Here is a 12,762-nt window from a genome sequence, read left to right on the forward strand (position 1 = left end):
TAACAATGTATAACCGCAATTACGGCGGATTCGACTACGTCCGAATCCACTCGGAATTGCTAAAGCCTGTGCTAAACCGAAAATTAACGCATATTAACCCGTAACTGACGGTTATACGAGACCGTTGGCAATAATTAAAACGAAATCTGTTATTATTAAATAACTTAACAAAAATTATGAAAAAATTGAAATTTATTGTTTTATTTTATTCAATGTTTATTCTTATTAATAACATTTATAGTCAAGACACTAAGGAATATTATTATACAGACATACAAACATTTGATGAGGAAAACAATAAGATGGAATTAGATGATAAAATGAAAAGTATGTTAGGAAAACATTTTTTTATTACTGAATTAGAAAACTCATTAATCTTGAGTCCAGATCGAAATTATAAGGAAGGAAAAGATATATATCTAAAAAAAGAGAATAATATCAGTAGTAGAATTTATTATCAAAAAAATAATAGAACTAATGCAAAATTAACAATTAACTTGTCAATGTTTTCAAATACAATCCTATTTGAAATAACTCATAAGTTTTCCAAAATAAAAAAAATACTAGTTAAAGCAAAGGAAATTTAAAACACAAAAAAAATGAAAAATCTTATTAAAATAACATTAATTTTTTTAATACTTCTATCTTGTAAAAATGAAAAAACATCCCAGAAAGTTATAGTAAAAGAACAAAATTACGTGCTTGAACCAAGTGAAATTGGAAAACACGCATTTAAAACACTAACTCATTCCACTTATATTCATTGCTTTAATAGTCCTGATTTCAAATGGGACAAAACTTATAAAAGATTTTGTAGTATTTCTGAATTAAGAAATGTTGGAAATAATTCAAATTTATCAAATGAACAAAGAAACAAATATACCAATATTTCAAAAACAAAATATTTAGATGGCTTAAAAAAGAACATCAACAAAGTCTATTCTAGAGTTTCAGATTATTGTGGTGATAGACTTGAAATAATTGACTTTACATATACCAGAAATCAACAAAATGGTATGACTTTTATTGACGGAATATTAGAAATAGAAAATGAAGCTAATAAAACTCATAAAATTAAAACTACTTCAATTTTCGTAAATAATAAATATAAATTAATATCTATTGAATTATAGAAATGGGAGAAATAAATGAAACAATTTTATCTTCAGAATGTTTAAAAGTAAAAACTTATAGAGATAACACATTACTTGGTTATTTAGAAAAAAATATTCAGAGAATTAATTATAAAAAATTTAAACTTACAGAAATTGAGGCTAAATTAATAAACTCCTACACTGGTCAAAATTCATCTTGGATTAATTCAGAATTAAGAAGTATAGGTCATAATATTTGTAACTGTAAAATTCAAGTCCAAAACCTTATTAATTCAGGTTTAAATAAATTACCAAGTTTTAATAAAAATACTGTTTATAGATTTGAGCCAAATTATATAAATGGAACATTGACCTCAAAAAAATGGTTTAGAAAAAAAATTGGTAAAATAATAAAAGCCCCTTTTTTTCTATCTACAACGAAAGATAAAGATTGGGGTAATAGTGAAGTTGTTTTAAAAATTAATACAAGCGTAAATAGTTTAGGGAAAGATTTGAGCGAAATAGGCATTAATTCATCTGAAAAAGAAGTTTTATTTAAGACAAATTCGTTATTCAAAATTATAGATGTTAATGAAAACTTTGTAGAATTAAATGAAATTGAAAACATCACAAATACTTCTATATTTTGGAATATTATGAAAGAATAAAAACTATTGCCAACACCGTGTAAAAAAAATTGCTGGCTTTAGCTTGCTTACGAAAATCCTCGCGGATTTTCTTGGTTCGTGTTTTATTTAGTAACTTTATTGCTTAAAACACGCAACTTTTCTTACACAAACACGTTGTACGCAAGTTGACAAATGAGACGTAAAAGGAAATTAAAAATCGGAATAGGGATTTTGATTGTTGGAGTTATACTTTGGCAATTCGGATTTTTAACACGATTTAATTATTTGACGGCTAAAATTGATATTTGGAGAGATTCACCAAGAATAGCTTCTTACGGATTACCATCTTATCCTTGCGGAGTTCCTTGTATTGGACTTAAAGAGAAATACGGATTTCACGAATCGAATATTGGTTGTGTTGTGACAAGTCCGCAAATACGTGGAATTAACGCTTACAACGCTGAAATTGAAAAGTATTTGAATAAAAGAAACGGAAAAGATTGGCGAGAAAAATATCAAGCAGAAATGGACTCGCTTATTAAAAACAAAATGTTAGAATAAAAAAACAGACTAAAATGGAAGTACCTTCATCTGAATGGATTGATTTTGGAAACCTAGCAATTGGAATTGGAACTTTTACTTTAGCCATTGTTTTAGGAATTATAAGTGTCTCATCTACAAAAAAAGCAAGAAAAGTTCATATAGCGGATAAACGACAAGATTGGATTAATACTTTTAGAAAACAAGTATCACAAGTTTTAACTCTTCAACAGCAGTATAATTTAATCATTGGAGACTGTAGTGTTGAGGAATTAGATGCATTACTAAAAGAACTTAATATGGCGTCAAATGAGATTAGATTTATGTTCGACCCATCCGACAAACGGAGAGATAAATTAGAATACTTATTTGCAGAAATATCAAATGATTTTAAGAATAAAGACACCGAAAATTTCGCTAACAAACAGTATCAAATTATAAAAATTACCGATTCAATAATTAGCAAACAACGAATAAAAATTATCGAATTGGATAATTCTGAACCAATAATTTAAATAAAAAACCTGCGTACAACAATGGCTATAAGTAATTGCTTGTTCTCGCCTACTTCTGAAAATCCTTGCGGATTTTCAATTTGGTGTGTACTTGCAAAGTTATGTGCTAACCCACGCAACTACTCATAGCCGAGACCGTTGGCAATAATTAGTCGCTATGAAAAAAACAACTTTAATTTTTCTGACTTTTTTGATTTTTTATTCTTGTCAAAAAGAGGAATCAAAATCTGACTTCATTGGAAACTGGAGTGCAACTTCTGACACTAATTTTGATATAAATATTACTTTTTCAAATGACTCGATATTAATTGAAAATCCTGTAGTTTATTATGACAGAAATTATTCAACTAGATGGAAAGTTATTGGAAAAAAAATTGAACTTGAAGAAGCTATCTGGGATTATAAACTTAATCTTGAAAAAGATTCTTTACTAATAAAACATCAAACTGATTCAGTTTACGATTTAAGTCTTAAAAGAATAAAAAATAATTACGGATTTCTTGAAAATAAACTGGGTTTTGAATTAAGACTGCCTAAAACAAATGAAGAGATTATAAAAGTTGAGAATAAGGAACTTTTTTATAATATTTATATAGGAAAAGAAAATAAATCTATAATTATTAGAACTGATAATAATTTGAAAAGTATTAATCAAATAATAAATAAAAGATCTTTTTTGAAAATTTCAAAAACGGAAAGTAATAATAAGAAGTTGGAAAAAGGATTTAAAATTGATACTTTGACAATTGCTCTTTTGTCTGACAAATCAATTAACAATAATGAATTAGATTCTATAAAATCAATTTTGAAAGATTATCAAATTAAAAGGTTTTTCAGAATTTACAACAACGAGGAATACACTAAAAAAGATTGGAAGGCTGAAATAAATTGGTTAGGAAAATATGAAAATTAACTATTGCCAACACTGTATAAACTTTATTGCTGCTAAATTTTTCCTTCGGAAAAATACGCAGGCACAAAGTTGTTTAATAATTTGCTTATTTTTAGCATAACAAAAACGCAACAAAGCTTATACCAAAACGTTGTGCGTCATACCCGAAAACTATGCAGAGAATAATAATTATCATATTACTTCTGACTTTATCCTTCAAAGGATTCAGTACTGAATTAGATACTTTGGACTATTGGCACGTTTATAAAAATGACAAAATAATTGCGAAATTTAATTCTGTTTCTAAAGACTTAAATATCAAAATAAACAAATCGGAAATCAAAGAATCCGACACAATTTCAATTCGCTATGGAAAAGACACTCGATGTTCGAATTGCAAATACATTCTATTCGTTCGTGATGAAAAAAAGCGGAAATTAAGAATTACGGAATCTGACAAATATTGGGATAAACTATCTTTCGGATTTTTGGACTTAATTGAATTCGGACAAAAAAATAAAAGCAAACGTTACGATTTTTACTATTGGGAGCGGAATAGTGACGGAAAGAATCAACCAATGAAATTAGTGCTGAAAATGACATTGGAATGAAAAAGTACGAACGCACAACAATGTATAACCGCAATTACGGCGGATTCGACTACGTCCGAATCCACTCAGTAATTGCTAAAGTCTGTGCTAAACCGAAAATTAACGCATATTAATCCGTAACTGACGGTTATACTTGACCGTTGGCAGTAATTAACGTGAAGCATAAAACAAAGAAACAGCTATGAAAAAAAATGAATTACTTTTTGCAACCTTAATTTTTATTTGTTTTCATTCTTTTAGTCAAGTTAAAGTTGAAAAAGATAAACTTTTGAGTAGCAACCAAGAGAAAGGTTATGAATTATTAAAGAAAGCTGATGAAATTTCTAGTAAAGTTGAAAGAATTTATAAAAGGCATAAAAAAAGATTAACAGAATTAGAACTGAAATATGGAGATTTAAAAGTAACCTATGGCAATAAAGGAGATTATGAGAGTTTATTAAGTCAAGTAAAAGGTTTTAATACAAACTATAATTCTTCTGGTATTATTTCTTACAAACGTCAAGAAATCAACATAAGGGAACAAAGTTTTAGTTTACTTAATAATAAATTTGATAAAAGTTTTTGGGAAACAGAATACATAAAACTTAATGGCTTAAAGAAAAATATTAATCAACTAATAAAAAAAATCAACCAAAAATTAGATAAAAAGTTAGAAGAGAAAAAAGAGATAAATAAAGATTCTAATCACAAAGAGAATTTAAAAAAATTAGATAAAAAAATTCAAAACGAAGATTTTTTACTAGAAAAAGAAGATAAGGAAATTAAAAAAATTAAATCTAAAAGAAAAAAATCAGTAAAAGATTTTCTTTTAGAAGAAGAAGATACCTCTACATCTGATTTTTTATCAGAAGATAATTCAGACGACTTTTTAATTGAAAGTATAGACAAAAAAAAATATGAAATAAAAAGCAAATGGGATTCTAATGGAATGTTTTTAAATGGTGTAATAGATTCAAAAGGTGGAATTTTAATACCTTTTAAAAAGTGGAAAATTCTAGAATATGAAAATGGCATTGCAAAAGTCTCAATACTTATTGATAAAGAAAAAATCTATAATAGTGCTTGTAATGAAATTTATTACAAAGGTTCTTGGATAGAAATATTAAAAGAGGGTTTTGTTGATAAAAGAGGCACCTTCATAGATTCATATATAATCACAGAATTTGGAGTAAATCCTCTACCTTTTTTTATAGAAAGTTATGATTCTAATATGTCTTACAGTGAAAGAAAAAGGCTTAAAGAAAAAAGAAAAAGAGAAGAAAAACTTAAAAGTAATAAATGCAAACGACATATAGTTTCAAAAGAAAAATCCATTTTATCAAATTATAAAAATTATTAAAAAATGAAAAAGAAATTTACTATCCTACTTATTTTATTGTCAACTGTTATAAATGCACAATTAAGTAATGCTACTAAAAACAAAATCAAAGTTAAATTTAAAATCGCAAAAAGTTTATTCAAAAAAGAAAACTATGATGATGCTTTAGAAAAAGTTTATGAAGTTGAAGAGCTATTTGGCAAAATAAAAAACCCTAGTCTTCAAAATCTAAAAATAAAAATTTTAGTAGCTCAAGAAGATTTTAATAAAGCAAATATAGAACTTAACAAAATAAATAATATGAATTTACCATCTCAAATATTAGATGATGTAGCTTCTTATAGTCCTAAAATTGAAGATGGCCTTAAAAAAATTGAAAAAGAAAAAAAGGAAAAAGAAAAAGCAAGATTGGCAAAATATGAAGAAGAAGAAAGAAAACGGAAATTAGAAAAATCTAAATCTGACAAACAGAAAACATTTATATCATCAATATTAAATTTAAGAAAAAAGAATAATTATAATTGGTCTAAAAACCATAATGTAACAAAAGTTCAATACAATAATAAATATGGTGTAATAGACATAGATGGTAATATCATTATTCCAATGAAGTTTTCTAATTTTTCTAATATAGACTTTATAAAAAATTTTATTGTAATTTATAAAAGCAAATCATATAAAGATCGAATTGACATATACAATTTTAAAGGTAAAAAACTAAATAAAAAAAGTTACAGTGAAATACGTCGCTTTAAATATGATAGAGCTATGGTAATTAGACAAATTAATAACGACAAGTATGATGATGACAAATATAAAATGGGATATATAGATCTGAATGGAAATGAAGTTGTAAAGGTTCAGTACAACTGGCTTTTAGCTGACGATTATCACTATAATAGTAAAGGTAAAACTATAGTTGGGTCTGGTAAGAGTGGTTATTATTCAACTAATAAAAAATATTATTTAATCGATAAGTATGGTAAAATACTAAAAATATTAGAATATAGTAGAATAGGTCGCTTTTCTGAAGGCTTATATATAGTTTATAAGAAAGGTATTAAGATTTCTAATGGAGACCATCGTGAAAATTGTGGTTATATAGACGAAGATGGCAATGAAGTAATAAGACCAATCTATTCACAATGTAAACGTTTTGAAAATGGTAAAGCATTAGTTAATTATTATAAAAATAAAAGAAATCGGAAAAGTAAATACCCTGGTGTTTATATTAATAAAAAAAACGAAATTATAAAGAAATAAACTACTGCCAACAACGTGTAAAAAAAATTGCTAGTAAAAGCCTACTTACGAAAATCCTCTCGGATTTTCTTGGTTGGTGTTTATTTGCTAACTTTAGTACCTAAACCACGCAACTTTCCTTACACAACAACGTTGTAGCCAATACGAAAAAAAACTTACGATTTTATTTTTATACATCGAACTTCTATGTATATTTGTTTTCTAAAAGAATATGAATATGGAAAAACTATCAAAAGAATTAATTGGCGCTTCTTCAATACCTATTATTCTATCAATACTTTCAAAAAACGAATCTTATGGATATGAAATAATCCAAAACGTTAAAGAAATATCTAATGGAAAAATAGAATATGGAGATGGAACTTTATATCCTGTTTTACACAAATTAGAAAAAAAAGAACTCATCGAATCTTATTGGAAAATGGGTGAATCTGGAAGAAAAAGAAAATATTATAAAATTAGTAATAAAGGAAAAAAGCAACTGTTATCAGAAAAAGAAAACTGGACAATTATCAATCAAATTATATCTAAATTATGGAAAATAGAACCAAGTTTAACTTAAAAGAAAATATCGAAATCTGGAAATCAGAACTATCTCAAAACTCGAATATGACTCTTGACAATATTAACGAATTGGAAAGTCATTTACTCGATGAAATTGACGAATTGCAACGACTGGGATTAAATACTGAAGAATCTCTACTAATAGCAAAAAATCGAATTGGAAATACAAAAGAGCTGACGGCTGAATATGGTAAAGTCAATAAAAATATTTATTTCAGAAATAAGATTATTCCATACCTAAAAGGAATACTATTGTTTATGGCATTTATAACAATAACCAATTTACTTGCAAATTTATCATTAATAATTGCCAATAACGTTGGGATAGATAGTGAAAATCTAAATTATGTATCAATTGGAATACTTATATTTTTATCTTTGGCATTGTCCATATTTGCCTATAATAAATATAAGAATATGAGTTTAAATTCACGAAAACTGACAAATATTCCATTTTTGGTAAGCGTAATTGTTATCAGCAAATTATTGACTTTTTTTAGTACTCTTTTTATAACTCGTTCAGGTTCATTTGGAATATCTGATTTTGGTAATTTACAAATGAATTTGAGCGTCTATAATCTATTATTCGGACTATTTATTTTAACAATTTCTTTTGTAACATTTTATGTGTCAAAAAGAGAAAATAAAGTGAAAATTTCGGAATAAAGTACTGGCTACAACACCGCGTATAATTAATTGCTTTGGTCGTTGCTTATTTGGAAAATTCCTTCGGAATTTTCTCGCGTTCGTTTTTGTTTACTAAATTAGTTGCTTAAACACGCAACTAATCATACACAAACACGTTGTGGTGCATTTTGACCCGTCCTGAATAAAGGCTACATAATTTTAAACATTATGTACAGAAATGACAAAGTAATTAGACGGTATTCAGAATCTTTTAAACTAAAAATTCTTGATGAACTCAGTAAAGGTAAACACACAAAGAGCGAACTTTGTAAACTCTACTCTATTGCACCCACAACAGTCAATGAGTGGATTAAAAAGTACAATCGTAAAGATTTAATGAACACCAGAGTAAAAGTGGAAACAAAAGACGAAATATCAAGAATCAAAGCTCTTCAAAAGGAAATCGAACAGCTCAAAAAACTACTATATAAAAAGGATCTAGATGCTTTGGTATTAGATTCATATCTGGAAGTAGCTGCTGAAGATCTTGGCTACAAATCTGTTGCTGAACTAAAAAAAAAGCTAAGCATAAAGCCTTAATTAAAGCTAATGAGAAATCTAAGGGATTTGCTTCTTTAACTACTATAACACATTGTTTTGGAATTAAACGTGATGCGTATTATAAATACAAATCTAGAGCTGATAAACGTTTAAAAATAGAACAACAGATTATAAAGATAGTCAGTAAAAAACGTAAATCCCTTCCTAGAGAAGGTGTACGTAAACTCATAAAATCATTAGATGATGAGTTTACTAAAGCCAATCTTAAAGTCGGTAGAGATACTTTATTTAACGTTCTTAGAAAACACAATATGCTTACACTTAGAAAGAAAACCAGTGCCAGAACAACAAATTCTTATCATCGTTTTTATAAGTATAATAACATTATAAAGGATATTAAAGTCACTAGATCTAACCAAGTTTGGGTGAGCGATATTACCTATATAAGAACAGTAAAAGGCTTTTGTTACCTCGCTTTAATTACAGACATGCATTCAAGAAAAATTGTGGGTTATGACATTAGTGATAGCTTGGAACTTAAAGGATGTGTCAGAGCACTAAATAAGGCCATTTATCAAGCTAAAAACATTAAAAGACTAATACACCACTCTGATAGAGGAATACAATATTGCAGTAACGTATACACACAAATACTCAAAAGAAAAAAGATAAATATTAGCATGACAGAAGAAAACCATTGTTATGAAAACGCAATGGCTGAACGCGTAAACGGCATCTTAAAAGATGAGTTTTATCTCGACCAAACCTTTGATAATGTAACACACGCTAAGCGAGCTGCAAAAAATGCAATTAATTTATACAACGAAGTAAGATTACATTTATCTTTAGACTATAAAACACCAAATATGGTATATAAATTATCAGCTTAATTTCAATTTTAACCTGTAGCCGTATTTCAGGACAAGACATTTAACGAAAACCTAAAAATGAACAGAAGTCATAGAAACATATTAGCTGAAAATCTTCTCCATTATCTATCTGGAAGAATAACAAACTTTGAGTTTATGGACAGAATTGAGCCAATATACCCAACAAATGACAAAGGAGTTAAAGCGGTTGAAAACAGTTTTTGGTATTGTTATGATGATTTGAGAAAACACAAAAACACAGGAAAAGACAAATTGACTGATGAGGCTGAAAGTCATATTAAACGATTTATTCTGTTTCTGAAATCTGACAATGAATACGAATGGAAAGACCCAAAATTCTCGAATCCGATTAAATGGATTTTGAATATAATAACGTTCGGAATTTATTCTAAAAAATCAGAAGAGAATTTAACTGAAAAAATAGAAATTGGAGATGAACGAGTTTGGCCTTTCTATCGAGAAACTGAATTTGAAAAGGAAATTAATGAACCAAAATATCTGAATAAAAAACGACACCACAACACCGTATAAAAAAAATTGCTAAATTAGTGCTTAACTAAAGTTAGTTGCATTTTTTGCTACTTCTGAATTTCCTTCGGAAATTCCTCGCACACAAAAAACGCAACTTTTCTTATACAACAACGTTGCCACCAATTTGAGAATGACCATAAAGGAATTACATAACGAATTGAAGAAAAGGAATATTTCTGAAGACAAATATTACCTTCAAGGACTTTATGGTTCTACAAATGATGATAACAAAATTGCTCTGACTGCAAAAATGGGAAAATACACAGCGGAATATAACGTGTATTATAAAGAGAGAGGAGAAAAACATTCGGAACGGAATTTCACAACGGAAAAAGAGGCGTGCGAATACGTTATGAATAAAATTCTTGAACAGCATACAATTGAAAAGACCCAAAACATTATCGGACTTGAGGGAATGACAGTAAATGAAAGACTTTATGCAAGTGGATTAATGGACGAATTTGACCGAACTAAAAGAAAGAATAAAACTCGTGCATCTCAAATTTTGCGAATTTTAAAGGTGGACAAACCTTCGATTGATAAAATATTAAATAAAAAAAACTGGTGGCAACAATGGCTATAAACAATTGCTATTACAGGCTCATCCTGAAAATTCCTGCGGAATTTTCAGCTTATCGTGTACTTGCAAAAGTCCGTGCTAACCCACGCAACTGTTCATAGCCGAGACCGTTGTGCAACATAAGGCGAAAAATAACGAATGACTAAAAAACTGACTCTTTCATTAATCATTATTTTACTTTTAAGTTGTAATAGAATAAAGGAAAAAAGGAATATTTCTGGGAATTGGTATTCAAGTAGTTCTGAAAAACTTGAAAATAGTACGATTGATTATGCTGAAATTTTTATAAAAAATGACACTATTCATATTTGTTCTGAATATATGTTGAGAATGTTTCCACGAAAAATGATTTTGAAAAATGACTCATTATTTTTTGAATCAAAATCGGACTCTAATTTTGTTGGAAATATTTTAAAGAAAACAAAAAACAGTTTTGACTTGGGAATAAACAACGAAAATAAAAGAACTTATTATAAGATGGAAAATTTTAAGACTCTGGAAAATTTAGTTAATGGAGAAATAACGGAAAAAAAGTACTATTCTGAATTTATAAAACGAATGAATAACAGATACGAAAAGTTAGGAATTGAAAATTAAACGAAAATTACGTTGCACAACACCGTACAAAATTAATTGCTTGCCTTTTGCTTACTTGCGAAAATCCTCGCGGATTTTCTTTGTCAGTAATTATTTATTAACTTTATTGCTAAACCAACGCAACTAACCTTGTACAAACACGTTGTAGGTAATTAAAAAAATGAAATGAGAAAGAAACTAATACTTTTTTCAGCAACTATGCTACTGACAATCAATGGATTTTCAAACACAAAGTTAAATTTAGCTAAACAACTAAAAAAAACAGAATTTAGAATTGACTCTTTAAATCAAAATTTAGAAAAATTAATAGTCCAGATAGAAAACGTAAATAAAAATAATTCAAATCTAGAAACTGAAATTAAGATTTTAAAAAATGAAATATCCAGTATTCAAAAAACCAATGACTTTTACTCAACATTATTGAGTATACAAACTGGAATTTTCTCCTTAATAGTTGCAATTGCAATTTTTCTAGTAGGTTACCTTCTTCCTAAATCAAATGAAAGAAAATATAGGAAATTAATAGATGAACAAAATGAAGTAATTGAAGAAACAAAAAACGAATTTAAATCGTCGATTCTATTTTTAGATATGATAAGGTTAAAAAGTGAAAATTCTAACAAATTAGCTTTATATACTGCTATAAAATCTGTTGAGAACTTATTAAAAAATCCAAACTATACAAATTCGAAAAGAATCAAATTAGTCTTCAACTATATAAATGAACTTAAACAAAATATAACAAATTCTGAATTAGATAGTATAATTTTAGAAGAAGATGTAGATTTCGAAAAATTAATAAAAAATCTTAACTCAAATAAATACAAGGACGAATATAAGAAAGGGTTTGAAAAATTCAGGAAGTTATACAAATAACTACCTACAACAACATATATAATTTATTGCTGGCTTCTTGCCTACTTACGAAAATCCTCGCGGACTTTCTTGGTCGGTAATTATTTACTAAATTAGTTTCTTGAACCACGCAACAAACCATATACAAACACGTTGGCAATAATTAGACAAAAAATGAAATATTATTTACTATTAATCAGCACAATATTTATTATCAGTTGCTCGAGTAAGAATAAAAAAGAAAATAATATTCTGACTATTGGAAAAGAAAATGATGTAGAAGTAACGCTAAGTATTGAGGATAAAAGGGATATTAAAAAAATAGGATTCTATTCAGGTGAGAATAGTGAATTTATTGATGAAAAACACATTGAATCTTATAATAGAATTATTTACAATTTTGAAAGTAAAGGAGAAGGAACTTTTAAAGTCTGCATATATAAAATAAATGACACTATTTGTACTGAAAGTTATGTAGAAAAAGGATATACACCAAAAATTGAATTTGTTAAAGATAGCCTAATAATTACTGATTTTATTGGACTCAATTATGAATAAAAACTATTGCCAACAAAGAACTGAGTTAAAAAACAAATAAATTCTTCGTTAAATTTTTACAATATTTTTCTAGGCTCAAAAATCTATTCATTCGTTTTTTGAGCTTTTATTTTTTTATTTAATATGCTATTTAGGTA

Annotated in this window: 17 protein-coding genes; all 17 read left to right on the forward strand. The window is 27.4% G+C overall.

Annotation, left to right across the window (positions count from 1 at the left end):
- The first annotated feature begins 176 nt into the window (after positions 1-176).
- The 17 genes from DIS07_RS14725 (at position 177) to DIS07_RS14810 (ending at position 12,625) form a co-directional block, all read left to right on the forward strand.
- A complete protein-coding gene (locus DIS07_RS14725) occupies positions 177-587 on the forward strand; it encodes a hypothetical protein (protein ID WP_109406038.1) in 411 nt (136 codons plus the stop codon).
- 12 nt (positions 588-599) lie between these two features.
- Positions 600-1,133 (forward strand): hypothetical protein, encoded by a 534-nt coding sequence (locus DIS07_RS14730; protein ID WP_109406039.1) that lies wholly within the window; start codon positions 600-602, stop codon positions 1,131-1,133.
- 2 nt (positions 1,134-1,135) lie between these two features.
- A complete protein-coding gene (locus DIS07_RS14735) occupies positions 1,136-1,762 on the forward strand; it encodes an ADP-ribosyltransferase (protein ID WP_109406040.1) in 627 nt (208 codons plus the stop codon).
- 153 nt (positions 1,763-1,915) lie between these two features.
- Positions 1,916-2,284, forward strand: a complete 369-nt coding sequence (locus tag DIS07_RS14740) for an FEKKY domain-containing protein (protein WP_109406041.1) — start codon at positions 1,916-1,918, stop codon at positions 2,282-2,284.
- Between the two features lie 14 nt (positions 2,285-2,298).
- Positions 2,299-2,778 (forward strand): hypothetical protein, encoded by a 480-nt coding sequence (locus tag DIS07_RS14745; RefSeq protein ID WP_109406042.1) that lies wholly within the window; start codon positions 2,299-2,301, stop codon positions 2,776-2,778.
- Between the two features lie 190 nt (positions 2,779-2,968).
- The gene (locus DIS07_RS14750; RefSeq protein ID WP_146190743.1) at positions 2,969-3,691 is read left to right on the forward strand and encodes a hypothetical protein; all 723 of its coding nucleotides are present in this window, start codon (positions 2,969-2,971) and stop codon (positions 3,689-3,691) included.
- 771 nt (positions 3,692-4,462) lie between these two features.
- The gene (locus DIS07_RS14760; protein WP_109406045.1) at positions 4,463-5,620 is read left to right on the forward strand and encodes a hypothetical protein; all 1,158 of its coding nucleotides are present in this window, start codon (positions 4,463-4,465) and stop codon (positions 5,618-5,620) included.
- Between the two features lie 3 nt (positions 5,621-5,623).
- Positions 5,624-6,862, forward strand: a complete 1,239-nt coding sequence (locus tag DIS07_RS14765) for a WG repeat-containing protein (protein WP_146190744.1) — start codon at positions 5,624-5,626, stop codon at positions 6,860-6,862.
- 217 nt (positions 6,863-7,079) lie between these two features.
- Positions 7,080-7,424 (forward strand): PadR family transcriptional regulator, encoded by a 345-nt coding sequence (locus DIS07_RS14770; protein WP_109406047.1) that lies wholly within the window; start codon positions 7,080-7,082, stop codon positions 7,422-7,424.
- The gene (locus DIS07_RS14775) at positions 7,397-8,092 is read left to right on the forward strand and encodes a hypothetical protein (protein WP_146190745.1); all 696 of its coding nucleotides are present in this window, start codon (positions 7,397-7,399) and stop codon (positions 8,090-8,092) included. Before DIS07_RS14770 ends, DIS07_RS14775 begins: the two co-directional genes overlap by 28 nt.
- Before the next feature lie 189 nt (positions 8,093-8,281).
- Positions 8,282-8,653 (forward strand): transposase, encoded by a 372-nt coding sequence (locus DIS07_RS14780; protein WP_109406049.1) that lies wholly within the window; start codon positions 8,282-8,284, stop codon positions 8,651-8,653.
- Positions 8,653-9,504, forward strand: coding sequence for an IS3 family transposase (locus DIS07_RS14785; protein WP_109406050.1), 852 nt, complete (start codon positions 8,653-8,655; stop codon positions 9,502-9,504). Before DIS07_RS14780 ends, DIS07_RS14785 begins: the two co-directional genes overlap by 1 nt.
- A 57-nt stretch (positions 9,505-9,561) precedes the next feature.
- On the forward strand, positions 9,562-10,035 hold the full coding sequence (locus DIS07_RS14790) for a hypothetical protein (RefSeq protein ID WP_146190746.1): 474 nt from the start codon (positions 9,562-9,564) through the stop codon (positions 10,033-10,035).
- Between the two features lie 130 nt (positions 10,036-10,165).
- Positions 10,166-10,618, forward strand: a complete 453-nt coding sequence (locus tag DIS07_RS15125) for a hypothetical protein (RefSeq protein ID WP_181374617.1) — start codon at positions 10,166-10,168, stop codon at positions 10,616-10,618.
- A gap of 135 nt (positions 10,619-10,753) precedes the next feature.
- On the forward strand, positions 10,754-11,212 hold the full coding sequence (locus DIS07_RS14800; protein WP_109406052.1) for a hypothetical protein: 459 nt from the start codon (positions 10,754-10,756) through the stop codon (positions 11,210-11,212).
- Positions 11,213-11,377: 165 nt separating this feature from the next.
- Positions 11,378-12,088 carry a hypothetical protein gene (locus tag DIS07_RS14805; RefSeq protein ID WP_109406053.1) on the forward strand — a complete coding sequence of 237 codons (711 nt, stop codon included), beginning with the start codon at positions 11,378-11,380 and terminating at the stop codon, positions 12,086-12,088.
- 153 nt (positions 12,089-12,241) lie between these two features.
- Positions 12,242-12,625 (forward strand): hypothetical protein, encoded by a 384-nt coding sequence (locus tag DIS07_RS14810; protein ID WP_146190747.1) that lies wholly within the window; start codon positions 12,242-12,244, stop codon positions 12,623-12,625.
- The last annotated feature ends 137 nt before the right edge of the window (positions 12,626-12,762 follow it).

The sequence above is a fragment of the Polaribacter aquimarinus genome, from assembly GCF_003129485.1.
GTDB classification, from domain to species: domain Bacteria; phylum Bacteroidota; class Bacteroidia; order Flavobacteriales; family Flavobacteriaceae; genus Polaribacter; species Polaribacter aquimarinus.

Coding starts and splice junctions, on each gene's coding strand:
- DIS07_RS14725 (WP_109406038.1), top strand. CDS start 177: ATGAAAAAATTGAAATTTATTGTTTTATTTTATTCAATGTTTATTCTT.
- DIS07_RS14730 (WP_109406039.1), top strand. CDS start 600: ATGAAAAATCTTATTAAAATAACATTAATTTTTTTAATACTTCTATCT.
- DIS07_RS14735 (WP_109406040.1), top strand. CDS start 1,136: ATGGGAGAAATAAATGAAACAATTTTATCTTCAGAATGTTTAAAAGTA.
- DIS07_RS14740 (WP_109406041.1), top strand. CDS start 1,916: ATGAGACGTAAAAGGAAATTAAAAATCGGAATAGGGATTTTGATTGTT.
- DIS07_RS14745 (WP_109406042.1), top strand. CDS start 2,299: ATGGAAGTACCTTCATCTGAATGGATTGATTTTGGAAACCTAGCAATT.
- DIS07_RS14760 (WP_109406045.1), top strand. CDS start 4,463: ATGAAAAAAAATGAATTACTTTTTGCAACCTTAATTTTTATTTGTTTT.
- DIS07_RS14765 (WP_146190744.1), top strand. CDS start 5,624: ATGAAAAAGAAATTTACTATCCTACTTATTTTATTGTCAACTGTTATA.
- DIS07_RS14770 (WP_109406047.1), top strand. CDS start 7,080: ATGGAAAAACTATCAAAAGAATTAATTGGCGCTTCTTCAATACCTATT.
- DIS07_RS14775 (WP_146190745.1), top strand. CDS start 7,397: ATGGAAAATAGAACCAAGTTTAACTTAAAAGAAAATATCGAAATCTGG.
- DIS07_RS14780 (WP_109406049.1), top strand. CDS start 8,282: ATGTACAGAAATGACAAAGTAATTAGACGGTATTCAGAATCTTTTAAA.
- DIS07_RS14790 (WP_146190746.1), top strand. CDS start 9,562: ATGAACAGAAGTCATAGAAACATATTAGCTGAAAATCTTCTCCATTAT.
- DIS07_RS15125 (WP_181374617.1), top strand. CDS start 10,166: ATGACCATAAAGGAATTACATAACGAATTGAAGAAAAGGAATATTTCT.
- DIS07_RS14800 (WP_109406052.1), top strand. CDS start 10,754: ATGACTAAAAAACTGACTCTTTCATTAATCATTATTTTACTTTTAAGT.
- DIS07_RS14805 (WP_109406053.1), top strand. CDS start 11,378: ATGAGAAAGAAACTAATACTTTTTTCAGCAACTATGCTACTGACAATC.
- DIS07_RS14810 (WP_146190747.1), top strand. CDS start 12,242: ATGAAATATTATTTACTATTAATCAGCACAATATTTATTATCAGTTGC.